This is a genomic window from Bradyrhizobium sp. WBAH42 (assembly GCF_024585265.1).
In the GTDB taxonomy this organism is placed as follows: domain Bacteria; phylum Pseudomonadota; class Alphaproteobacteria; order Rhizobiales; family Xanthobacteraceae; genus Bradyrhizobium.
Window position 1 is genome coordinate 4925249 of the sequence record NZ_CP036533.1, and the last position, 22457, is coordinate 4947705.

Annotated in this window: 18 protein-coding genes; 11 read left to right on the forward strand and 7 right to left on the reverse strand. The window is 65.2% G+C overall.

Going from position 1 to position 22457, the window contains the following annotated elements:
• Nucleotides 1-33: 33 nt before the first annotated feature.
• Entirely contained in the window at nucleotides 34-759 is a 726-nt protein-coding gene (locus DCG74_RS22985; RefSeq protein WP_172788703.1) for a peroxiredoxin, read from the reverse strand.
• A 195-nt stretch (nucleotides 760-954) separates the two neighbouring features.
• Between DCG74_RS22985 and DCG74_RS22990 the strand changes: the two genes are divergently transcribed.
• A complete protein-coding gene (locus tag DCG74_RS22990; protein ID WP_172788680.1) occupies nucleotides 955-4761 on the forward strand; it encodes a DUF3971 domain-containing protein in 3807 nt (1268 codons plus the stop codon).
• Between the two features lie 214 nt (nucleotides 4762-4975).
• Here the strand turns inward: DCG74_RS22990 and DCG74_RS22995 are convergent, their stop codons facing one another.
• The 4 genes from DCG74_RS22995 to tyrS form a co-directional block, all read right to left on the reverse strand.
• Nucleotides 4976-6670, reverse strand: a complete 1695-nt coding sequence (locus DCG74_RS22995) for a methyl-accepting chemotaxis protein (protein WP_172788681.1) — start codon at nucleotides 6668-6670, stop codon at nucleotides 4976-4978.
• Nucleotides 6671-7029: 359 nt separating this feature from the next.
• On the reverse strand, nucleotides 7030-7473 hold the full coding sequence (locus tag DCG74_RS23000; RefSeq protein WP_172788704.1) for a DoxX family protein: 444 nt from the start codon (nucleotides 7471-7473) through the stop codon (nucleotides 7030-7032).
• A gap of 221 nt (nucleotides 7474-7694) precedes the next feature.
• Entirely contained in the window at nucleotides 7695-8966 is a 1272-nt protein-coding gene (locus DCG74_RS23005) for an MFS transporter (protein WP_172788682.1), read from the reverse strand.
• 56 nt (nucleotides 8967-9022) lie between these two features.
• Entirely contained in the window at nucleotides 9023-10276 is a 1254-nt protein-coding gene (gene tyrS, locus DCG74_RS23010; protein WP_172788683.1) for a tyrosine--tRNA ligase, read from the reverse strand.
• 166 nt (nucleotides 10277-10442) lie between these two features.
• Here tyrS and DCG74_RS23015 point away from each other — a divergent pair, with 166 nt between their 5' ends.
• The 3 genes from DCG74_RS23015 to DCG74_RS23025 all read left to right on the forward strand — a co-directional run bounded on the left by DCG74_RS23015 (nucleotide 10443) and on the right by DCG74_RS23025 (nucleotide 12664).
• Nucleotides 10443-11546 carry an anhydro-N-acetylmuramic acid kinase gene (locus DCG74_RS23015; protein WP_172788684.1) on the forward strand — a complete coding sequence of 368 codons (1104 nt, stop codon included), beginning with the start codon at nucleotides 10443-10445 and terminating at the stop codon, nucleotides 11544-11546.
• A 112-nt stretch (nucleotides 11547-11658) separates the two neighbouring features.
• Entirely contained in the window at nucleotides 11659-12336 is a 678-nt protein-coding gene (locus DCG74_RS23020; RefSeq protein ID WP_172788685.1) for a glutathione S-transferase family protein, read from the forward strand.
• Between the two features lie 4 nt (nucleotides 12337-12340).
• Nucleotides 12341-12664: a multidrug efflux SMR transporter gene (locus DCG74_RS23025; protein ID WP_172788686.1), complete on the forward strand. Its 324-nt coding sequence runs from the start codon at nucleotides 12341-12343 to the stop codon at nucleotides 12662-12664.
• Nucleotides 12665-12674: 10 nt separating this feature from the next.
• Here DCG74_RS23025 and DCG74_RS23030 read toward each other — a convergent pair whose 3' ends face one another.
• Together DCG74_RS23030 and DCG74_RS23035 are read right to left on the reverse strand one after the other, a co-directional pair.
• Nucleotides 12675-13322 (reverse strand): alpha/beta hydrolase, encoded by a 648-nt coding sequence (locus DCG74_RS23030; RefSeq protein ID WP_025036034.1) that lies wholly within the window; start codon nucleotides 13320-13322, stop codon nucleotides 12675-12677.
• A 347-nt stretch (nucleotides 13323-13669) separates the two neighbouring features.
• A complete protein-coding gene (locus DCG74_RS23035; RefSeq protein ID WP_246709003.1) occupies nucleotides 13670-14506 on the reverse strand; it encodes a LytTR family DNA-binding domain-containing protein in 837 nt (278 codons plus the stop codon).
• Between the two features lie 192 nt (nucleotides 14507-14698).
• Here DCG74_RS23035 and DCG74_RS23040 point away from each other — a divergent pair, with 192 nt between their 5' ends.
• From DCG74_RS23040 to DCG74_RS23070, 7 genes are all read left to right on the forward strand, one after another.
• On the forward strand, nucleotides 14699-15889 hold the full coding sequence (locus DCG74_RS23040) for an acyltransferase family protein (protein ID WP_172788688.1): 1191 nt from the start codon (nucleotides 14699-14701) through the stop codon (nucleotides 15887-15889).
• A gap of 52 nt (nucleotides 15890-15941) precedes the next feature.
• Complete coding sequence (locus tag DCG74_RS23045) at nucleotides 15942-17081, forward strand: cysteine desulfurase family protein (protein ID WP_172788689.1); 1140 nt, start codon at nucleotides 15942-15944, stop codon at nucleotides 17079-17081.
• Between the two features lie 113 nt (nucleotides 17082-17194).
• A complete protein-coding gene (gene sufB / locus DCG74_RS23050; RefSeq protein ID WP_172788690.1) occupies nucleotides 17195-18691 on the forward strand; it encodes a Fe-S cluster assembly protein SufB in 1497 nt (498 codons plus the stop codon).
• A 67-nt stretch (nucleotides 18692-18758) separates the two neighbouring features.
• A complete protein-coding gene (sufC, locus tag DCG74_RS23055) occupies nucleotides 18759-19511 on the forward strand; it encodes a Fe-S cluster assembly ATPase SufC (RefSeq protein ID WP_172788691.1) in 753 nt (250 codons plus the stop codon).
• A 12-nt stretch (nucleotides 19512-19523) separates the two neighbouring features.
• On the forward strand, nucleotides 19524-20828 hold the full coding sequence (sufD, locus tag DCG74_RS23060; protein ID WP_172788692.1) for a Fe-S cluster assembly protein SufD: 1305 nt from the start codon (nucleotides 19524-19526) through the stop codon (nucleotides 20826-20828).
• Nucleotides 20825-22072, forward strand: coding sequence for a cysteine desulfurase (locus DCG74_RS23065; protein WP_172788693.1), 1248 nt, complete (start codon nucleotides 20825-20827; stop codon nucleotides 22070-22072). The genes sufD and DCG74_RS23065 overlap by 4 nt, the downstream gene beginning before the upstream one ends.
• Nucleotides 22069-22440, forward strand: a complete 372-nt coding sequence (locus DCG74_RS23070; protein ID WP_172788694.1) for an SUF system Fe-S cluster assembly protein — start codon at nucleotides 22069-22071, stop codon at nucleotides 22438-22440. Before DCG74_RS23065 ends, DCG74_RS23070 begins: the two co-directional genes overlap by 4 nt.
• The last annotated feature ends 17 nt before the right edge of the window (nucleotides 22441-22457 follow it).

The window sequence follows — 22457 nt, forward strand, 5'->3', positions numbered from 1 at the left end:
CGCAAATGGGAACGCGCGAATTTAAAGGATTGGTTAAAGGCTCCTTGCCGCCTCCAGCACCTGGTCGGCATGGCCGTCGACCCGGACGTTGCGCCAGATCCGCGCGACCTTGCCGTCGGTCCCGACCAGGATCGTGGTGCGAAGAATCCCAAGGAAGCTCTTGCCATACATGGACTTTTCGCCCCAGGCGCCATAGGCCTCGAGCATCTGGTGCGTCTCGTCCGAGATGAGGGGAATGCCGAGCTTGTGCTTGTCGCGGAACTTCTCCTGGGCCTTTAACGGATCGGCGGAGATGCCGAGCACCGCAGTGCCGGCGGCGGCGAAGGCGTCGGCCAGGCGGGTGAAGTCGATCGCCTCTCTGGTGCAGCCGGGCGTGTCGGCCCGCGGGTAGAAGAACAGGACCAGCTTCTGCCCGGCATAATCCGCCAGCGTGACCACGTCGCCGCCATCCCGCGGCAGGCTGAAGGCGGGGGCCTTTTGGCCCTCGGCCAAGCCGGACTTCAAGCCGGGCTTCAAGCCGGATTTCAAGCCGGACTTGGCCGCAGCCGGAGAGGAGGCCGATTTGGAGGATTTTAACTGTTTCGATGCGGCCTTATGTGATCCTGCTTTTGCTATGGTCGCGGCTGATTTGCGTGCCGGTGTCCGCTGCGTTTTCGCGGACCTTGTTTGAAGAGATGCCCGCGTTTTTGCGGTCTTCTTTTTGGCGGTCGGACTGCCGGAGGGCGTTTTGGACGATTTCTTTCGGGATTTCTTGGACATACGCCTTCCTTTCGACGCTTTCGGCAGGTCAACCGAAGCGGTATTGCAGCTCTTGTCTGGCGAGCCGGAATCGCGCCCTTGGCTGGGCAAGTCTGACGACGCCGGAGTATGGTTACAAGGAATTCCACGCACCACCCCACTGCTCGTTGAACGCGCTCCCGGGGCGAAATGACGAACAGCAGGAATATTCGAGGTATGGCGGCAGTGCCGGCGCAGGGAGCGTCACTTCCCGCGAACGGCTGCGGTCCCGGCGGCGCTCAATCCTATGACGGGCGCCTGTATCGAGAAGCAATGGCAAGGAATACGTCGCCCCAGGACTACAACCGGGATCTTGATCGGCGCGGCGGCCAAGTTGAGCCGCAGGAATGGGACGACGCCGACTGGGATCCGGATCAGGAAGCGGCGGCGGGCCATCGCGCACGCCGGCTGCTGGCGCGTTCCGGTTCGGGCTTCCTCCGCATCGGTGACGGATTCGGCGCGTTGCGCCGCCGGGCGGGTGGGGGGCGCTGGCTGAAGCGCACGGCCGTGGTCATCGCCACCATCATCGTCATTTTCGTCGGCTGTTTCGGTGCGCTGTGGTGGCGGCTCGGCGCCGGTCCCATCAACCTGGACATCGCAACGCCCTGGCTCGCAGCCGCGATCGAGGACAATATCGGCCACGGCAACACGGTCGAGGTCGGCGGCACGCAGATCGAGCGTGCCGGGCGGGTCCGCATCGCCGTCCGCATCCGAGACATCATCGTTCGCGACCGCGATCATGCCGTCGTCGCCAGCGCGCCGAAGGCCGAGGTGAAGCTGTCGGGTGCGGCCCTCCTGATGGGGCACCTGCGGGCCGAGAGCCTCAACCTGGTCGATGCCGAGCTCGCCATCCGCATTGCGCCAGACGGCACCGTCACCGTGTCCGCCGGCGACACCGCAAAGCCGCTGGCGACCGGTGTCGCGTCCAAGAAGGACGCGGGCCTGCCGCCGACATTCCCGCGCAGCGGCGTCCCCCCGCCGCCATTCGCGACCGCGCCTGCGGGTCCGGATGCATCGCAGGCCGCACCGCAGGCGACCGCGCCGAGCGGCATCCTTCAGGGGCTCGACTGGCTCGACAGCCTGAGCATGACGGGCCTCGACGGCCAGAATCTCAACGAGATCGGTCTGAAGAACGGCGTCCTGGTCGTCGACGATCAGCAGCGCGGCAGCAAATGGTCGTTCGAGAACATCACGCTCAGCCTGCGCCGGCCGAGCCGCGGCGGCGTCGCGCTCAGCCTCGGCGAGGAGGGCGCGCGCCCGTGGATGCTGCGCGCCACGATCGGCCCGGCCGAGAACGGCGTGCGCTCGGTCGACATCAAGGCCGACAAGGTCTCGACCTCCAACATCCTGCTGGCGCTGCGGGTGAAGGATCTCACCTATACCGCCGACCTGCCGCTGACGGGCGAGCTCAAGGGCGAGCTCGGCCGTGACGGCGTGCCGACCTTCTTCCGCGGCAAGATCGCGGTCGGCGCCGGCAACATCATCGATACCGACACGCCCGACTACCCGATGGCGATCGACTCGGCCGAGATCAACGTCGAGTGGGATGCGAACCGGCGGGTGCTGGTCGCGCCGTTCAAGATTCTCTCCGGCGCGAACCGCCTGACGCTGCTGGCGCACCTGGAGCCGCCCAACGGCACCACCAATGACTGGCAGCTCGGCTTCAGCGGCGGTTCGATCCTGCTTGGCGGCATCGACAACGAGCCGCCACTCGTCTTCAACCGCATTGCGATCGGCTTCCGCTTCGACACCGACCACAAGCGCATCCTGCTGACGCAGGCCGACGTCTCCAACGGCGAGATCGGCGTCGCCGGCACCGGCGCACTCGATTATTCGGGCGAGCCGCGGCTGACCCTCGGTTTTGCGGGCACGCCGATGTCGGCCTCCGCCTTGAAGCGGATGTGGCCGACGCTGATCGTCCCCGAATTGCGTGAATGGGTGATCGAGAGGATCGAGCGCGGAACGCTTCAGCGCATCGAGATCGGCGTCAACTCGCCGACCAGGAACCTGCCGCGCAAGGGCCCACCCATTCCGGACGACGGCCTGTCGGTCAATATCGTGGCGAGCGGCGTTGCGGTCCGGCCCGTGGACGGCATGCCGGTGGTGCGCGATGCGGATCTGAAGGCGCGCGTGACCGGGCGCACCGCGACCGTCAACATCGGGCAGGGCATTGCCGATACGCCCGCGGGCCGCAAGGTCACGATCTCCGACTTCGTGTTCGAGGTGCCGGACATGGCGCCCAAGCCGTCGCCGTCGCGGAGCAGATTCCGTGTCGAGGGCCCGGTGCCTGCGGCCGCTGAAATGCTCGCCAATGATCGGCTGAGCGACCTGTCGGCCACCGTCGTCGATCCCAACACCAGCAAGGGAACGTTCGCGGCGAACATCCAGCTCGGCATGCCGGTCAAGGGCGAATTGACCAAGGCCGACACCACCTATGCGGTCACCGCCGATCTCAACGGCTTTGCCGCCGACAAGCTGGTGATGAACCAGAAGCTGGAAGCCAACAACCTCAAGATATCAGCCAACAACCAGGGCTACCAGGTCAAGGGCGACGTCAAGATCAACGGTCAGGCGGCCTCGCTCGATTATCGCAAGCCGGCCGAGGGCGACGCGGACGTCAGGCTGCAGGCGACGCTGGACGATGCCAGCCGCTCGCGGCTCGGCTTCGATCTCAGCCCTGCCGTCAGCGGATCGTTGCCGATCAAGCTGTCGGGCAAGATCGCGAGCGGTGCGGATCAGACGACGAAGCTCGGCGTCGAGGCCGACCTGACCTCGGTCAGGCTCGACAACATCCTGCCCGGCTGGGTCAAGCTGCCGGGCAAGTCCGGCAAGGCCAGCTTCAAGGTGGTGCCGACGGCGCAATCGACGCGTTTCGAGGACATCGTCATCGAAGGTGGCGGCGCTTCGATCAAGGGCTCGCTCGAGCTCGACGCGAACGGCGATCTCGTGAACGCGAACTTCCCGACCTACGCGCCGTCCGACGGCGACAAGGCGTCGTTGAGGGTCGAGCGCAGCCAGGACGGCGTGGTGCGCGGCACCATGCGTGGCGACGTGTTCGATGGCCGCGGCTTCCTGAAGTCGGCGATCTCAGGCAATTCCAGGGACGACAAGAACAAGTTGAAGAATCTCGATTTCGACATCGACGTGAAGCTCGGTGCCGTCGCGGGCTTCAACGGCGAGGCCATGCGCAGCGTCGACGCCAAGATGTCGAAGCGCAACGGGGCCATCAAGGCGCTCACGCTGAGCGGCAAGATCGGCCGTGACACGCCTGTCGCGGCAGATCTGCGCGGTGGCCGCGCCCAGGGCAACCGCGAGGTGATCTACCTGCAGACCAATGACGCGGGCGCGCTGCTGCGCTTCACCGACACCTACACCAAAGCGGTCGGCGGCCAGATGGTGGTGGCGATGGAGCCGCCGTCTTCCGAGCCGAACACGGCGCGCGAGGGACTCATCAACGTGCGCGACTTCACCGTGAAGGGCGAGGCGCAGCTCGAGCGCGTGGCCGCCGGCGCCCCCAACGGCACCGGGAATGGCGTCTCCTTCAGCGCGCTGCGCGCCGAGTTCACCCGGCAGAACGGCGCGCTCACGATCCGCGACGGTGTGGTCAAGGGGCCGATGATCGGCGCCACCATCGAGGGCTCGATCGACTATCCCGGCAACCAGGTCTGCATGAGCGGCACCTTCGTGCCGATGTATGGCGTCAACAACATCTTCGGCCAGATCCCGCTGTTCGGCATCTTTCTCGGCGGCGGCAACAATGAGGGGCTGATCGGCGTGACCTACGAGGTCGTCGGCACGCCGGCCGCGCCCGTGATGCGCGTCAATCCGATCTCGGCGATGGCGCCGGGCCTGTTCCGCAAGATCTTCGAGTTCAACACCGGCAAGCAGAACTCGCCGTTCGAGGAATTCCCGTCGCAGTCGAACGACGGCTCGACCGGATCGACGCGCCAGCTGTCGAGCGGGTGCACCGTCGCGCGGCGGTAGTAGCGGGGTCCGCGGTCGTACATCGCGGTCAGATTCGATTGCAGCCATGAAGTAGGATGCGCTCCCTCTCCCGCTTGCGGGAGAGGGCTGGGGAGAGGGTGTCTCCGCAGAGAGACTCCCGATGAGGAGAAAGCCCTCACCCGGCGTGCGGGACGATGCTTCGCATCGCCCGAAACGCCGACCTCTCCCGCAAGCGGGAGAGGTGAAGCACAGCCTACGCCGCGCGCACGCCCTTCAGGAACGTTCCGACTTCGCCGGAGAGCTGCTCGGCCTGCTTGGACAGGTTGCTGGCTGCCGTGAGCACCATGCCGGCGGCGTTGCCGGTCTCGTTCGCCGCCGTAGAGACGCCGCCGATATTGGTGGTGACCTCCTTGGTCGCCTCCGCGGTCTGCGAGACGCTGCGGGCGATCTCGGCGGTGGCGGCGCCTTGCTCCTCGATCGCTGCGCCGATCGAGGTGGCGATGCGGCTGACCTCCTCGATGGTGGCGGTGATGCCGCCGATCGCATCGACCGCTTCCTTGGTCGCGCCCTGGATCTGGGCGATCTTGTCGCCGATCTCGCGGGTGGCTTCCGCGGTCTGGCTCGCCAGCGACTTCACCTCGGAGGCGACGACGGCAAAGCCGCGGCCGGCTTCGCCGGCACGGGCCGCCTCGATGGTGGCGTTGAGCGCGAGCAGATTGGTTTGCGCCGCGATGTTGGAGATCAGCTCGGCGACGTGCTCGATCTGCTGGGCGCCGTCCGACAGCGCGCGCACGATGGTGTCGGTGCGGCGGGCGCTGTCCACCGCGCGGCCGGTGACCTCGGCGGATTGCGCGACCTGCCGGCTGATCTCGGTGATCGAGGAGGAGAGCTCCTCGGCGGCGGAGGCGACGGTCTGGACGCGCTGGCTGGCCTCGTTGGCGGCCGAGCCGACCAATGCGGCGCGGCGGTTGGTGCCTTCGGCGGTGGACGACATCGACTTGGCGGTGGTCTCCAATTCACCGGAGCCGGAGGCCATCAGGCCGACGAGCTGGCCGACGGAGGCATCGAAGCGGTCGGCAAGCGCGATCAGGGCCTCGCGCTTCTCCTGCTCGCTGCGGGCCTTGGCCGCGACCTGCTCGGCCTCCAGATTGCGGGCCGTGAGCGCGGTCTGCCTGAGGACTTCGAGCGTCTCGGCCATGCGGCCGATCTCGTCGCCGCGGTCGGTCTCCTCGACCGGCTTGTCGATGGCGCCTTCGGAAATCGCCTGCATGCGGTTCTTCTGACGATCGAGCGCGCCGAGCACGTCGCGTGCGATCAGCCAGGACAGCGCCGCCATCAGCAGCATCAGGCCGATGCCGACCGCAGCGAGCTCCAGCGTCAAGGCACGCACGTCGGCGTCGATGTCGTCGACATAGAGGCCGTAGCTGATGGTCACGTTCCAGGGCGCGAACTTGCGCGCGAACACGGTCTTGCGGAGTGGCTCGGTCTGGCCCGGACGGGGATAGAGATAGGAGGTGACGCCGCCCTGGGCGGTCTCGCTGCCGGCCTTGATGATGGCGTCGGCGATCAGCACGCCGTTGGAATCCTTGGCGCCGGTGATCTTGCCTTCGAGCTGCTGATTGGCGCCGTTCACGACCAGTGAGCCGTCCTGGTTGTAGACCACCGGATAGCCCTGGTTGCCGTTGAAGTTCATGCGGCGGCCGCGCTGGTGGAACAGGCTCTTGGCCTCGGCCGCCGTCAGCTTGCCGGCGGTCTCCTCGTCCTGGAGCGCTTGGGCGTAGTTGTAGAGGAGCTCGACGGCGGTCCGCATCTGCTGGACGCGGTCCTCCATCATGCGGCTCTTGCTGAGCACGGCCGATACGCCGATGATGGCAGTGACCGTGAGCGCCGCAAGGCAGACCATGCTGGCAAGCTTGGTGCGGATCTTCAGATGGCTCAGCAGCTTCATCACAGCCCCTACGGAATGGTTGTTATTGCTCGCACCGGTAGCATGAAGTTCTTACCAATCATGAATGGAGGCATGCGACGGCCTGCCGCGCGGACAGCGTTCGCAGGCGCGTGCGCAATGGTGCAGGCAAATTGCTCTGCCAGCGGGCTCCAGCCCATCTGAGGAAGGGAATCGATCTTGGATTTTGGTGGCTATGGAGTGGAGCCGAACGCGCAATGAATCGATTCGTTCATCGCATCATCATGTCCGTGCTGCTCGTCGCGGCCCTGGTTCTCATGTGGAACGTGCTGGGGACGCGTTGAAACGGCACCGGCGGGCCCGCCGGTGCCGTCCTGCTTGCGAAGTGATCCGGAGGCGCCTCAGCGCCGCGCGAACGCGCCGCCGGCTGCGCCGCTCTCCTTGCCCATCGCGGCATCGACGCTGATCGGACCGCCGCCGGCGGCCGACAGGTAGAGGCAGGCGAAGCAGAACAGGATCGCTGCGGTACCGCCATTGAGCAGCGGCAGGAACACCGGCGCATCGCCCCTGAACATGTGCCCCATGAAGTAGGCGAAGGCCATTTCACCCGAGAGGATGAAAGCGGAGAGGCGCGTGAACAGGCCGATCATCAACAGCCCGCCAACCACCAGTTCGATCGTGCCGGCCGCGCCGTAGAGCGACATCAGTTCGACCTTCGCGAACATCGGCACAGCCGGGAACTTGAACAGCTTGGCAATGCCGTACTGGAACAGCAAGAGGCCGGTGATGAAGCGAAACAGGCTCAGCAGAACCGGTTGAAAGCGAGAGAGAAAAGAAAAGTCCATTTTGGTTTGCCCTCCATCCAATGCAGCGACTTGGACCGCATTCGGTTCCTCCTCGCAAGCCACCCAAGATTGATTCTGCGCTGACATTTTCGTCATGTCGGACATAACACCGCAGGCCGGGGTTTCGGCCGCGTGTGATCCGCATTTTTTGCGCGTATTCGTGCCGGTCCCACCCGTAATTTTCCGGTGACACGAATGCGATCAGGTTACCCCTGAGATACCTAGCGCCGCAAGGCGGGCACGATCAGGAATGGAATCATTCCGAGGATCACGCTCGCAAGTGCGAAGGCGAGCAGGGCGTTGTAGCCGTGCGTCGCGTCATGGATCAGGCCGCCGCTCCAGGAGCCGAACGCCGAGCCGAGGCCGCTGCCGATCGAGATCGTGCCGTAGATGGTGCCCACGCGCTTGCCCTGGAAGATCCGCATCGCGGTCGCGCTGATCAGCGGGCCGCGCGAGCCCATCATGCTGCCGAAGCAGACGATGAAACCGGTGAGCAGCAGCATGTTCGGGGAATATTGCAGCAGCCAGAGCAGGGCGATGCCGAGGATCGAGATCGCGTAGCTCAAGAGCACGGACGGCCTTCGCCCGATCAGGCCGTCGAGCGCAGACACACCGAGCATGCCGAACACCAGCACGACGCCGGAAAAACCCCAGGCGGTCGCGGCCTGGAGCGGGGGGAAGCCGGCATCGATCAGATACGCCACGATCTGCGCGGCGATCGCGTACATGCCGACGGCGGTGAAGAAGAACGTCGAGAACAGCGCCCAGAAGGCGTGGTGACGCATCGCGCGGAGCAGCGTCCAGCCGTTGTCGACGAAATCAGGATCGGTCTTCTTCACGACATGCGGCGAGCCCGCGGCGAACAGCCGCCACGGCAGCAGCAGTAGCGGGACCAGGAGGCCCAAGGCGGCGAAGCCGAACAGCTGGTAGGTGCCGCGCCAGCCGATGTGATCGATCAGCAGCTGCGAGGCCGGCAGCAGCACCAGCACGCCGCCGCCCATCGCCGAATACACCACCGACATCGCGGTCGGCAGGCGCGGCCCGAACCAGCGGCCGAGCAGGATCGAGTTCGGCACGATGCCGATGAAGGCGATACCGACGCCGACGCAGAGGCCGATCGAGAGCTGGAACTGCCACAGGCGCTGCGCGTGCGCCGCGATCAGGAAGGCGGCGCCGAGCAGCAAAAGGCCGAGCGCATAGACAATGCGCGGTCCGGAATGATCGAACAGGCGTCCGACGAAGGGGGCGGTAAGGCCGCTCGCAAGCCAGGTGAGTGAATAGACCGAGACGATCTGCGCGCGGTCCCAGCCAAAGCTTTCCGAGATCGGCTTCAGGAATACCGTAAAACTGTCGCCGAGCCCGCGGCCCAGCACGGCCAGCGTGAAGCAGAGTGCGAGCACGGTGAGCGCGACGCGCGCGACGCCTTGCGGTGTCGCCGCGACGCCGTCACGGTGCGTATCCTTGCTCGCTTCCCTGGGCGTGTATTGTTTCATTGCCGTCAGGGAGCGCGCATCTGTGCGCCCTGACAAGCAGTGAAAAGCTCATACGCCTATGCAGGCTTGATGAGCACGTGCTTCTTCTTGCCGAAGGACAGCTTGATCACGCCTTCCGGCGTCAGATTGCCTGCCGACAGCGCCATCTTCTCGTCGGTGACGGGCGCATCATTGACGCGCAGGCCGCCGCCTTTGATCTGGCGCCGCGCTTCGCCGTTGGAGCCGACGAGGCCTGCCTTGACGAAGGCGTTGAGTACGCCCAGGCCGGCGTCGAGCTCGCCGCGCGGAATTTCCACGGTCGGCAGGCTTTCGGCGAGCGCACCTTCCTCGAAGGTGCGGCGCGCGGTCTCCGCGGCTTCGCGCGCGGCGTCGCGGCCGTGCAGCAGCGCGGTCGCTTCGGTCGCGAGCACCTTCTTCGCCTCGTTGATCTCCGAGCCGCCGAGCGCCTCGAGCTTCTTGATCTCGGCCATCGGCAGCGTCGTGAACAGTTTCAGGAACTTGCCGACGTCGGCGTCCTCGGTGTTGCGCCAGTACTGCCAGAAGTCGTACGGGCTGAACTGGTCGGCGTTGAGCCACACCGCGCCTTGCGCGGTCTTGCCCATCTTCGCGCCCGAGGCGGTCGTCAGCAGCGGCGTCGTCAGCGCGAACAGCTGGTGCGTGCCCATGCGGCGGCCGAGATCGACGCCCATGATGATGTTGCCCCATTGGTCCGAGCCGCCCATCTGGAGGCGGCAGCCGGTGCGCTTGGCCAGCTCGACGAAGTCGTAGGCCTGGCAGACCATGTAGTTGAACTCGATGAAGCTCATCTCCTGCTCGCGCTCGAGGCGCAGCCGCACGGAATCCATGGTCAGCATGCGGTTGACCGAGAAGTGCCGGCCGACGTCGCGCAGCATCTCGATCCAGTTCAGCTTGGTCAGCCATTCCGCATTGTCGAGCATGACGGCGTCGCTCTTGCCCTCGCCGTAGCGGAGCACCTTGGCGAACACGCCGCGGATCGATTCCTTGTTGGCCTCGATCTCGGCAATGGTGCGAATCGCGCGCGTCTCGTCCTTGCCGGAGGGATCGCCCACCATGGTGGTGCCGCCGCCCATCAGCGTGATCGGCTTGTTGCCGGACTGCTGCAGCCAGTAGAGCATCATCATGGTCAGATAGTTGCCGATGTGCAGCGAGCGGGCGGTGCAATCGTAGCCGACATAGGCCGTGGCCTCGCCCTTGGCGGCGAGCGCGTCCAGCCCCTCGAAATCGGAGCACTGGTGGATGAATCCACGTTCCTGCAGGGTGTTGAGGAAATCCGATTTAAATGCAGTCATCTGTCGGCGTACCTGACAATTCTTGGTTTACCGTTTTGGGGGCAATTTAAGGGTCTTCCGCGGGAACCCGATTGGCCGCCCGCCACTTGGCGCGTTGGCATTATAAGATGTGTCCCTCTGGCACAAGATCGGCATGCCAGGGCGGGTTTCTTGAGGACGCTGGTCCATGATGTTGACGGCACTCGGTTTGATGAGCGGCACCTCGCTGGACGGGGTGGATGTCGCGCTGATCGAAACCGACGGAAAGCAGGTGAAGGCATTCGGGCCATCCGGTTACCGGCCCTACGGCCCGGCCGAGCGCAACCTGCTGCGCCAGGCGCTGAGCGAGGCCGTGCATCTGCAGCAACGCGACGCCCGCCCGGGCATTCTGGGCGATGCCGAGCGTGCGGTAACGCAGGCCCATGCCGAGGCGGTTGCGGCCTTCCTCGCCCAGAACCGGATGAGGGCGGAGGACATCGACATTGTCGGCTTTCACGGCCAGACCGTGCTGCATCGGCCCGAAAGACGGCTGACGGTGCAGATTGGCGACGCGCCGGCGCTGGCAAGGGCCATCCACATTCCCGTGATGCACGACTTCCGCGCCGCCGACGTCGAGGCGGGCGGGCAGGGCGCGCCGCTCGTGCCGGTCTACCACCGCGCGCTCGCCCATTCGCTGGAGCGCGAAGGGCCGATCGTCGTGGTCAATGTCGGCGGCGTCTCCAACATCACCTATATCGACGGCAACGATACGCTGATCGCCTGCGACACCGGCCCCGGGAACGCGTTGCTGGACGATTTCATGTACCGCACCATGAACCAGGCGTTCGATGCGGAAGGAAAGTTCGCCGCGCTCGGCAAGGTGGATGAAGCCTGGATCGCGCGGGCGCTGGAGCTGCCGTTCTTCGCAAGCCCCCCGCCGAAATCGCTCGACCGCAACGATTTTGCGGCCCTGCGGCTCGGCGAGGTGGCGCCGGCCGACGGCGCGGCGACGCTGACCGCCTTCACCGCCGCCGCGATCGCCCGTGTCATTCCGCTGTTGCCGCGCCGGCCGCGGAGCTGGATCGTCTGCGGCGGCGGCGCCCGCAACCTCACCATGCTGCGGATGCTGCGGGAGCGGGTGGGCTCGGCGACGGTCGAGGCGGCCGAAACGCTCGGCTGGGCCTCCGACGCCATCGAAGCGCAGGCCTTCGGCTTTCTCGCCGTCCGCGGCATGAAAGGCCTGCCACTGTCCTATCCCGCCACCACGGGCGTGCCGATGCCGATGACGGGCGGGGTGATTGCCAGGCCCTGAAGATTACTGCCTGACGATCACGCCCGGTTGATGCAAATGCATTGACCTTGACGGGTAGATGCAGTTGCATTTATATTTGATGCAGTTGCATCTAACCGCCGGGATCGTTGCCATGACCGCTTCACTGAAACTGATCAGCCACAAGCTTTGTCCCTATGTGCAGCGCGCGGTGATCGCGCTGAAGGAGAAGGGCATGCCGTTCGAGCGGATCGACATCGATCTCGCCAACAAGCCGGACTGGTTCTTGAAGCTCTCGCCGCTCGGCAAGGTGCCGGTGCTGGTGGTGACGACCGAGAGGGGCGAGGTCGCGCTGTTCGAGAGCAACGTGATCTGCGAGTACATCGAGGAGACGCAAGCAGGCAGCAGGCTGCATCCGGCGGATCCGTTGCAGCGGGCCGAGCACCGTGCCTGGATGGAGTTCGGCTCGGCGATCCTCGGCGACCTCTGGGGCCTGGAAACGACGACCGACGCGGCGACGTTCGAAAGCAAGCGCCAGGCGCTGGTCGCAAAGTTCGCGCGTGTCGAGGCCGCGCTCGGCGCGGGGCCGTTCTTTGCCGGTGACGCCTTTAGTCTCGTCGATGCCGTGTTCGCGCCGGTCTTCCGCTATTTCGATCTGTTCGACGAATTGACCGAGCACGGCATCTTCCGCGATGTGCCGAAGGTGCGCGCCTGGCGCGCCGAGCTCGCAAAGCGTCCGAGCGTGCGCAGCGCGGTTGGCGCGGACTATCCGCAACTCTTGCGCGCCTTCCTCGTTCGCCACGACGCGCATCTGCTCAAGCTCGCGGCCTGAGCGCATGTCGCAATCCCTGGCCTGGCTGTTGCTGGTGATCGCCGGCGCGCTCGATGTCGGCTGGGCGATCTCGATGAAGTACGCGGAAGGCTACACGCGGACAGGCTGGAGCGTTGTTTCGCTCGTGCTGCTCGCTGCTTTCGTATTCCTGCTCGGACGCGCCTTGAAGGTGCTCGAGGTCGGCGTCGCCTATTCGGTGTGGACCGGCATCGGTGCGGCCGGCACTTTCATCATGGGCGTCGTATTGTTCGGCGAGACCTTGAGCGCGATGAAGCTTGCCGGCATCGCGCTCGTCTTGATGGGGATCGTCGCGCTCAAGCTCGCTTGAGCCGCAGCCTTCACCGCACGTTGGCGAGGCGCATGTCGAGATAGGCCGTGATGGTTTCCATCAGCGGCTCGAGCTTGGAGTCGAAGAAGTGGTTGGCGCCGGGGATGATCTGCTGGTCGATCACGATGCCCTTTTGCGTCTTCAGCTTCTCGACCAGCGTGTTGACGTCCTTGGGCGGCACCACCGCGTCCTTCTCGCCGTGAACGATCAGGCCTGAGGACGGGCAAGGCGCGAGGAACGAGAAGTCGTAGAGGTTGGCCGGCGGCGCGATCGAGATGAAGCCCTCGACCTCGGGGCGGCGCATCAGGAGCTGCATGCCGATCCAGGCGCCGAAGGAGAAGCCGGCGACCCAGCAGGCGCGCGCCTCGGGATTGATGGTCTGTGCCCAGTCGAGCGCGGCGGCTGCATCCGACAATTCGCCGGTGCCATGGTCGAACGAGCCCTGGCTGCGGCCGACGCCGCGGAAATTGAAGCGCAGCACCGAGAAGCCGCGATGCGCGAAAGCGTAGTAGCACTGGTACACGATCTGATGGTTCATCGTGCCGTGGAACTGCGGATGCGGATGCAGGATCATCGCGATCGGCGCGTTCTTCTGCTTGGCCGGGTGATAGCGGCCCTCGAGGCGGCCGGCAGGGCCGGTGAAAATGACTTCAGGCATCGATGATCTCTGATTTAAGTCCCTTGGAGGTGATCCCTGCGCAATCGTCCGATTGTGGCTCTCGCAGCGTTGCCGCCGACGAGAGCACGGATGAAAGGTGGAGAGGCGCGCCCTCGGATGATGCGCGAGTGGCGCGCGGGTGAACTGACGCGCGCTTCTAACACGAGGCCAGGGTCAAAAAGCAAGCTTCTTCGACATCTCTCAATCAGCTCAACAGCTTAGCCAGTCATTGTGCTGTCATCTCCGGCCCGCCTCCCAGGATCGGGACCTGCCTGAATCAACCGGAGCCGGCAGGGGTTGCCCGCTGCGCCGGAGGGCAGCGCTCAACCGATTGGAATCACGCTTGTTTATGGATCGCCGGTGGCGCTTCCCGCCGGGGCGGTTCGGCTTCCGAGCGCGGCGACGGTCGACCGGTAACGCCGGCTGCCGCCGAGGGTCTGGCCGTTGTCGAAGGCGAGCTCGAAATCTCCTGACGGCTTGAGGTCCACGCCGCGCACCCGGTCGAGATTGGCAAGCTTGGTCCGATGAACGCGAACGATGGAAAAGCGCGCCAGCTCGCTTTCCGCCGCCGCCAGCGTGCCCCGGATGAGGTGCTGGGTGCCGTCGGCGAGGCTGTATTCGATGTAGTTGCCGGCGGACGCCACCCAGAGGATGTCGCGCGGCACCACGCGAATGCGGCTGGTGCCGTCACGCAGCCAGATCAGATCGGGAGACGGGGGCTGCGGGGCGGGCGGCGCTGACGAAGCGATCGCGGCGCTCTTCAGCTCGCGCCGGCTTTCGAGCAGCCAGATCGTGGCGCCGATCAGGACAACGGCCACGGCGTCTTTGCGGAATTCGTACAGGACCGTCGCGAGCGAGAAACGGAAATCGTAGGCGCCGCCGGCGAGCCAGAGCGCGAGCTTTCGCACCCAGACCATGCCGGTGATGTGGAGGGTGGAGAAGCCGAGCAGGGCGATCGCCCCGATTGCCGCCTGTGCGGCGAGGCCCGGTGTCCGGCGCATGCGGCGGACCGCCAAGACCAGGATCGGCAGCAACAGCAGGATGACGCCGATGCTCGACATCTCCCAGAACAGCCGACGGCCGATGTCGTAGCTGTCGCCACGCCAAGCCGCGTCCTGTGCGCCGGAAAACGCATTGACGATTCCGATCGCGAGCGCGACGGCCGCAATCGCTGCGAACATCATCCGGTCGCCGCCGCTGATCCCAAAAGACCCGCGACTCGTCCCAGCTGCCGGCGGCTCATCCCCTCGCGTCCGATTCTGATCCCAAACCGGCTCGACGCGCGCCGCAGGCGGAGCATTTTCGGTGTCAGCCATTTTCGATGTCAGCCCTGGCCCCAAAACCGCGTTCGTCGTCCCGTCAAGGAGCAGAAAACCATGACAACACCACAGCAATTCCAAAGCTCGGAAAGACGTATCGACCTGGACTGGGTGCGGATTTTAGCCTTCGGGCTCTTGATCTTCTACCACGTCGGCATGCTCTACGTGTCCTGGGGATTCCACATCAAGAGCGCGCACCGGCTGACCTGGCTGGAACCGGTGATGCTATTCCTCAACCCCTGGCGGCTGTCGCTGCTGTTCCTGGTGTCCGGGGTTGCCACCCGCTTCATGCTCGGCAAGTCCAGCCTGGCCTCGCTCGCGGGTGCGCGATCGGCGCGGCTCCTGATCCCGCTCATCTTCGGCATGCTCGTGATCGTGCCGCCGCAGGCCTATCTCCAGATCGTCGAAAGCCTCGGTTATCCCGCCGGCTTCCTCGATTTCTACACCAGGCACTACTTTGCCTTCGGCCCGCAGTTCTGTCCGAACCCGTGCATCGTGTTGCCGACCTGGAACCATCTCTGGTTCGTGGTCTATCTCTGGGTCTACACGATGGCCTTGATCGGCGTGCTCGCGCTGTGGCCGGCGGGGGCTGACTGGATTGGCCGTAAGCTTGCTGGCATGCTCGCCGGACCATGGCTGCTGATCGGGCCATGCCTGCTGTTTGCGGCCTGGCGCCTGGTGCTGTTCCCGGCTTTCCCGTCGACGCACGCGTTGTTCGGCGACTGGTACAACCACGCCGACCACGCGACGGCCTTCCTGATCGGTTTCCTGCTGGCCCGGCAGGAGGGGATCTGGCGCGAACTGGAGCGCCAGCGCTTCGTGGCCCTGCTGGCGGCCGTCGCCTGCTTCTCTGCCTTCATCCTGGTACGCGCCGGCCTGTTCGCGCCGTCGCCTGCGCTGAAGTGGGCCGCGGCCTCGGCCTATGGTTGCTATCAATGGCTCGCGATCGCCGCCGTTCTGGGCTTTGCGCGGCGCCATCTCACCGCCGACAGCCCGGCGCGGCGCTATCTCACCGACGCGATCTTCCCGTACTACATCGTGCATCAGACCGCGATCATCGTGATCGCTCATCAATTGCGCGACAGCGGTCTGCCGGCCGGGACCGAAGCGCTGATTGTCATCGCTGGGACCGCGCTCACATGTGTGGCGACCTATGAAATTGTTCGGCGCGTTGCCTGGCTGCGGCCGCTGTTCGGATTGCGGGCGGTGCCGCGAACGGTGCGAAGGGTGGAACGGCAGCCGGCCTGACGAGTGCCCACCCTCCGATTGGCCGGACGACAAAAGGTGCTAAGAGGGCGAGATGCCGAACCGTGTCTATCTCGACTGGAATGCGACCACGCCGCTGCGCGCCGAGGCGCGGGCGGCGATGGTGGCGGCCTTCGACCTGGTCGGCAATCCCTCCTCGGTCCATGCCGAGGGGCGGGAGGCGCGGCGGCTGGTCGAAGAAGCTCGCGCGACGCTTGCGGCCGCGGTGGGGGCGCAGCCGCGCAACGTCGTCTTCAGCTCAGCTGGAACCGAGGCCAATGCGCTGGCGCTCTCGCCGGGCTTGCGGGGTCCGTCCGGCGGACCTGTCGCGCGGCTGCTGGTCTCGGCGGTTGAGCACGCCTCGGTGCTGGCCGGCGGCCGGTTCCCGGCGGACAAGATCGGCCTGATCCAGGTCACGCGCTCCGGCGTGGTCGACCTCGATCAGTTGAAGCGGCAGCTGAAGGACGGCCCGCCAGCCCTGGTCTCGATCATGGCCGCCAACAACGAGACGGGCGCCGTTCAGCCCGTCACGGAGGCTGCGAGCATCGTCCACGAGGCCGGCGGCCTCCTGCATGTCGATGCGATCCAGGCGCTGGGCAAAATTCCATTCAATATCAATTCGGTAGGCGCAGACCTTGCCAGTTTTTCTGCGCACAAGATCGGCGGTGCCAAGGGGGTCGGCGCCCTGGCGCTGACCGAGGGGATAAGCGGCCTTGAGCCGGTGCTGCGGGGCGGCGGGCAGGAGCTCAACCGCCGGGCCGGAACCGAGAACATTGCCGGGATCGCCGGCTTCGGGGCCGCGGTAAAGGCTGCGCTTCAGGCTCTGCCGGAGCATGTGAAGCGCATGGCAAGCCTCAGAGATCGTTTGGAAAATGGCCTCCGTGACGTACCCGGGACGACCGTCTTTGCGACAGAGGTGGCGCGGTTGCCAAATACCGTCCTTTTCACCGCGCCGGGCTTGAAGGCCGAAACCGCCGTGATCGGCTTCGATCTGGAGGGAATCGCGGTGTCCTCCGGCTCCGCCTGCTCCTCCGGAAAGGTCCAGCCGTCTCACGTCCTGTCGGCGATGGGCTATGATCCCGCGGTGGCCCAGGGAGCGGTGCGTCTCAGTCTGGGCTGGTCCACGGAACCGGAGGACATCAATCGGGCGTTAGAGGCTTGGCGAAAGCTTGGTAATACCCTACTTAAGAGATGAGCGACGAAACACGGCTCGAACGGTTCTAAGCCCGTGCTTTCCGCGGAGAAATATCGTAATACTCGTCCAAGTTTGATCCACCGCGGTCCTTGAAACCGCGAGCGGAGGATGGAATGCCAGCCGTACAAGAGACGGTCGAGCGCGTGAAGCGCATCGACGTCGACCAGTATCGTTATGGGTTTGAGACCCTGATCGACACCGAGAAGGCCCCGAAGGGGCTGTCGGAAGAGATCGTAAAATTCATCTCGCAGAAGAAGAACGAACCCGCCTGGATGCTGCAGTGGCGGCTGGAGGCCTATCGGCGCTGGCTGACCATGACCGAGCCGACCTGGGCCCGCGTCGACTATCCCAAGATCGACTTCCAGGACCTCTATTACTACGCGGCGCCGAAGCCGAAGAAGACGGTCTCCTCACTGGACGAGATCGATCCGGAGATCCTGAAGACCTACGAGAAGCTCGGCATCCCCTTGCGGGAAGTCGCCATGCTCGAAGGCGTCGAACCCAAGCCCGGTGAAGAGGATCCCGCCCGCCGCAAGATCGCGGTCGACGCCGTGTTCGACTCGGTCTCGGTTGCGACCACGTTCAAGGCCGAGCTGAAGAAGGCCGGCGTGATCTTCATGCCGATCTCCGAGGCGATCCGCGAGCATCCTGAATTGGTGCAGAAATATCTGGGCTCGGTGGTTCCGACCTCGGACAATTTCTACGCCACGCTGAACTCGGCGGTGTTCTCCGACGGCTCGTTCGTCTACGTGCCGCCGGGCGTGCGCTGCCCGATGGAGCTGTCGACCTATTTCCGCATCAACGAGCGCAACACCGGCCAGTTCGAGCGTACGCTGATCATCGCCGACAAGGGCTCCTACGTCTCCTATCTCGAGGGCTGCACCGCGCCGCAGCGCGACGAGAACCAGCTGCATGCCGCCGTGGTCGAGCTCGTCGCGCTCGACGATGCCGAGATCAAATATTCGACGGTGCAGAACTGGTACCCCGGCAATTCGGAAGGCAAGGGCGGCATCTACAATTTCGTCACAAAGCGTGGCGACTGCCGCGGCGCCAATTCCAAGATTTCCTGGACCCAGGTCGAGACCGGCTCTGCGATCACCTGGAAATATCCGAGCTGCATCTTGCGCGGCGATAACTCCCGCGGCGAGTTCTACTCGATCGCGATCTCGAACGGCTTCCAGCAGGTCGATTCGGGCACCAAGATGATCCATCTCGGCAAGAACACGTCGAGCCGCATCATCTCCAAGGGCATTGCCGCCGGCAAGTCGCAGAACACCTATCGCGGTCTCGTCACGGCGCATCGCAAGGCGACCGGGGCGCGCAACTTCACCGCCTGCGATTCGCTGCTGATCGGCGACAAATGCGGCGCGCACACCGTGCCGTATATCGAGGCCAAGAACTCCTCGGCGACGTTCGAGCACGAGGCGACGACCTCGAAGATCTCCGAAGACGTGCTGTTCTACTGCATCCAGCGCGGGCTCAGCCAGGAAGAAGCGGTCGGCCTCGTCGTCAACGGCTTCGTCAAGGACGTGCTGCAGCAGCTGCCGATGGAATTCGCGGTGGAAGCGCAGAAGCTGATCTCGATCTCGCTCGAAGGGTCGGTCGGCTAATCGCCGACCCTCGCGGCGCGCGCCTCGCGCACCAACATCAATTGAATTGAATAGACTGGATACCAAGATGGCTTTGCTTGAAGTGAAAGACCTCAAGGTTCGTGTCGAGGAGCGTGAGATCCTCCACGGCCTGACGCTGACCGTGAACGAGGGCGAGGTGCACGCGATCATGGGGCCGAACGGCTCCGGCAAGTCGACGCTTTCGCACGTCATCGCCGGCAAGCCCGGCTACGAGGTCACCGACGGCCAGATCCTGTTTAGGGGCGAGGACCTCTTGGAGATGGACCCGGACGAGCGCGCCGCCAAGGGCGTGTTCCTGGCGTTCCAATATCCGGTCGAGATTCCCGGCGTCACCACCATGAATTTCCTGCGCACTGCGCTCAATGCGCAGCGCAAGGCGCGCGGCGAAAGCGAGCTGATGGTGCCGGACTTCCTGAAGAAGGTCCGCGAAGTCTCGAAGTCGCTGAACATCCCGCAGGACATGCTCAAGCGCGGCGTCAATGTCGGCTTCTCCGGCGGCGAGAAGAAGCGCAACGAGGTGTTGCAGATGGCGCTGTTCGAGCCGAGCCTGTGCATCCTCGACGAGATGGATTCCGGTCTCGACATCGATGCGCTGCGGATCGCGGCCGACGGCGTCAATGCGCTGCGCTCGCCGGGGCGTGCGATGGTCGTCATCACCCACTATCAGCGGCTGCTCAACTACATCGTGCCTGATTTCGTGCACGTGATGTCGAGGGGCCGCGTCGTGAAGAGCGGCGGCAAGGATCTGGCGCTGGAGCTGGAAGCCTCCGGCTACGCCCAGTTCGAGGATGCCGCGTAAGGAATTTTTAAGATGAACGTTGCTGTGGCAAAGACCGGGGGCGGCCGCGCGGTGAGCGATCTCTTCGCCAGCGCCGAGGGCCGCTTGCCGGGTTCGCCTGATGTGGCAGCAGTGCGCCGCGAGGCGTTCGAGACCTATGAGCGTCTCGGCCTGCCGCACCGCCGGATCGAGGAATGGAAATACACCGACCTGCGCGCGCTGGTCGGCGAGATGCTGCCGCTGGCAGCCGCGCCCGATGCCGCCGCGCTGAAGCGCGCCGCGGACGCGGTCAAGGCGCATGCCATCGCGGGCGCCCGCAAGCTGGTGCTGGTCGACGGCGTGTTCGCAGCCGAGCTTTCCGACGTGAAGGCGCTTGTCGCCGAGGCGGGCTTTGAGACTTCGCATGAGGCGCTGGAGAAGGACGCTAGCCTCCTGAAGACCGCATCCACTGATGCGGTGATTGCGCTGAACGCAGCAATGGCGACCGACGGCGTCATGTTGTCGATTGCGGATGGCGCCCAGCTGTCCGCGCCGATCCAGATCATCCACATCGCGACCGCCGCGTCGACCTCGGCGTTCACCCGCTCACGGATCGCAGTCGGGAAGGGCGCTCGCGTCACCATCGTCGAGACTTTTGTTGCGGCGGAAGCCAAGGCCTACCAGGTCAACGACGCCGTCATCGTCTCGGTCGGCGACAACGCCGACGTCGCACATATCCGCCTGATGGACGACGCGCCCGACGCGGTGAACGTCACCTCGCAGTTCGTCACCATCGGCGCCAATGTGAAGTTCAATTTCTTCAACATGACCACGGGCGCCGCGGTGAGCCGTCTTCAGGGCTTCATCACGCTGGCCGGCGAGGGCAGTGAGCTCTCGGCCAACGGTGTCAACTTGTTGAAGAAAACCGAGCACGGTGACACCACGCTGGTGGTCGACCACGCCGTGCCGCACTGCGTCAGCCGCGAGATATTCCGGGCCGTGATCGACGACCGCGCCCATTCGGTGTTCCAGGGCCGCATCATCGTCCGCCCCGACGCGCAGAAGACCGACGGCAAGATGATGACCCGGGCGCTGCTGCTGTCGGACGAGGCCGAAGCGGACAACAAGCCCGAGCTGGAAATCTTTGCCGACGACGTCTCGTGTGGCCACGGCGCGACCGCCGGCGCGCTGGACGAGAGCCTGCTGTTCTATCTGAAGGCCCGCGGCCTGCCGGAGAAGCAGGCCCAGGCGCTGCTGATCCAGGCCTTCGTCGGCGAGGCAATCGAGCAGATCGCCGACGATACCTTGCGCGAGCACGTGATCGGCATCGCCGAGCGCTGGCTGGAGCGGCGGTCATGAGCACGCATCCGGCGGTCAAGAACGGGGCCTATGACGTTGCGCGCGTGCGCCAAGATTTTCCGGCGCTCGCCATGCAGGTCTACGGCAAGCCGCTCGTTTATCTCGACAACGCCGCCTCGGCGCAGAAGCCGAGCGCCGTGCTGGACCGCATGACGCAGGCCTATACGTCCGAATACGCCAATGTGCATCGCGGCCTGCACTACCTCGCCAATGCCGCGACAGAGGCCTATGAGGGCGGCCGCGCCAAGGTGGCGCAGTTCATCAACGCTGCGCGCACCGAGGAAGTGATCTTCACCCGCAATGCGACCGAGGCGATCAACCTGGTCGCATCCTCCTGGGGTGCCCCCAATATCGGGGAAGGCGACGAGATCGTCATTTCGATCATGGAGCACCACTCCAACATCGTACCCTGGCACTTCCTGAGGGAGCGCCAGGGCGCGGTGATCAAGTGGGCGCCGGTCGACGACGAGGGCAATTTCCTCATCGACGAGTTCGAGAAGCTCTTGAGCCCGAAGACCAAGCTGGTCGCGATCACGCAGATGTCGAACGCGCTCGGCACCATCGTGCCGGTCAAGGACGTCGTCAGGATCGCCCATGCCCGCGGCATTCCGGTGCTGGTCGACGGCAGCCAGGGCGCGGTGCATCTGCCCGTCGACGTCCAGGACATCGGCTGCGACTTCTACGTCTTCACCGGCCACAAGGTCTATGGCCCGACCGGCATCGGCGTGCTCTGGGCCAAGTACGACCACCTCGTCGCGATGCGCCCCTTCAATGGCGGCGGCGAGATGATCCGCGAGGTCTCGCGCGAGGTCGTCACCTATGGCGATCCCCCGCACAAGTTCGAGGCCGGCACGCCGGCGATCGTCGAGGCCGTCGGCCTTGGCGCCGCCATCGACTACGTCAATTCGATCGGCAAGGAGCGCATCGCCGCCCACGAGGCCGATCTCACCGCCTACGCCCAGGAGAAGCTGCGCGAGATCAACTCGCTGCGGCTGATCGGCACGGCGCGGGGCAAGGGCCCGGTGATCTCCTTCGAGCTCAAGGGCGCGCATGCCCATGACGTCGCTACAGTGATCGACCGCCAGGGCATCGCGGTGCGCGCCGGCACCCATTGCGTCATGCCGCTTTTAGAGCGGTTCAACGTCACGGCCACCTGCCGGGCCTCGTTCGGCATGTATAATACGCGGGAAGAAGTCGATCATCTGGCACAGGCGCTGCTGAAGGCGCGGGATTTGTTCGCATGAGTGACACGGCCGAAATCAAAGCCAATCCGATGGAGACTCGTTCGGCGCTGCCGCCGGAGGAGACCGAGCGTCTCACCACCGAGATCATCGCCGGGCTCAAGACCGTGTTCGATCCGGAAATTCCGGCCGACATCTACGAGCTCGGCCTGATCTACAAGGTCGAGATCAAGGACGACCGCTCGGTGGACGTCCAGATGACGCTGACGACGCCGAATTGTCCGGCCGCAGGCGAGCTGCCGACCATGGTCGAGAACGCGGTCGCCAGCGTCCCCGGCGTCGGCGTGGTTGACGTCAAGGTCGTCTGGGAGCCGCCGTGGTCGCCCGAGCGCATGAGCGACGAGGCGCGCCTCGTGCTGAACATGTGGTGACGGCCTCGGCCCGCATT

What these genes read in the sequence shown, in the direction of transcription:
- DCG74_RS22990 (WP_172788680.1), top strand. Translation starts at nt 955, where the DNA reads ATGGCGGCAGTGCCGGCGCAGGGAGCGTCACTTCCCGCGAACGGCTGC.
- sufB (WP_172788690.1), top strand. Translation starts at nt 17,195, where the DNA reads ATGCCAGCCGTACAAGAGACGGTCGAGCGCGTGAAGCGCATCGACGTC.
- tyrS (WP_172788683.1), bottom strand. Translation starts at nt 10,276, where the DNA reads ATGACTGCATTTAAATCGGATTTCCTCAACACCCTGCAGGAACGTGGA.
- DCG74_RS23020 (WP_172788685.1), top strand. Translation starts at nt 11,659, where the DNA reads ATGACCGCTTCACTGAAACTGATCAGCCACAAGCTTTGTCCCTATGTG.
- sufC (WP_172788691.1), top strand. Translation starts at nt 18,759, where the DNA reads ATGGCTTTGCTTGAAGTGAAAGACCTCAAGGTTCGTGTCGAGGAGCGT.
- DCG74_RS23005 (WP_172788682.1), bottom strand. Translation starts at nt 8,966, where the DNA reads ATGAAACAATACACGCCCAGGGAAGCGAGCAAGGATACGCACCGTGAC.
- DCG74_RS23030 (WP_025036034.1), bottom strand. Translation starts at nt 13,322, where the DNA reads ATGCCTGAAGTCATTTTCACCGGCCCTGCCGGCCGCCTCGAGGGCCGC.
- DCG74_RS23025 (WP_172788686.1), top strand. Translation starts at nt 12,341, where the DNA reads ATGTCGCAATCCCTGGCCTGGCTGTTGCTGGTGATCGCCGGCGCGCTC.
- DCG74_RS23040 (WP_172788688.1), top strand. Translation starts at nt 14,699, where the DNA reads ATGACAACACCACAGCAATTCCAAAGCTCGGAAAGACGTATCGACCTG.
- DCG74_RS23015 (WP_172788684.1), top strand. Translation starts at nt 10,443, where the DNA reads ATGATGTTGACGGCACTCGGTTTGATGAGCGGCACCTCGCTGGACGGG.
- DCG74_RS22985 (WP_172788703.1), bottom strand. Translation starts at nt 759, where the DNA reads ATGTCCAAGAAATCCCGAAAGAAATCGTCCAAAACGCCCTCCGGCAGT.
- sufD (WP_172788692.1), top strand. Translation starts at nt 19,524, where the DNA reads ATGAACGTTGCTGTGGCAAAGACCGGGGGCGGCCGCGCGGTGAGCGAT.
- DCG74_RS22995 (WP_172788681.1), bottom strand. Translation starts at nt 6,670, where the DNA reads ATGAAGCTGCTGAGCCATCTGAAGATCCGCACCAAGCTTGCCAGCATG.
- DCG74_RS23045 (WP_172788689.1), top strand. Translation starts at nt 15,942, where the DNA reads ATGCCGAACCGTGTCTATCTCGACTGGAATGCGACCACGCCGCTGCGC.
- DCG74_RS23000 (WP_172788704.1), bottom strand. Translation starts at nt 7,473, where the DNA reads ATGGACTTTTCTTTTCTCTCTCGCTTTCAACCGGTTCTGCTGAGCCTG.
- DCG74_RS23070 (WP_172788694.1), top strand. Translation starts at nt 22,069, where the DNA reads ATGAGTGACACGGCCGAAATCAAAGCCAATCCGATGGAGACTCGTTCG.
- DCG74_RS23065 (WP_172788693.1), top strand. Translation starts at nt 20,825, where the DNA reads ATGAGCACGCATCCGGCGGTCAAGAACGGGGCCTATGACGTTGCGCGC.
- DCG74_RS23035 (WP_246709003.1), bottom strand. Translation starts at nt 14,506, where the DNA reads ATGATGTTCGCAGCGATTGCGGCCGTCGCGCTCGCGATCGGAATCGTC.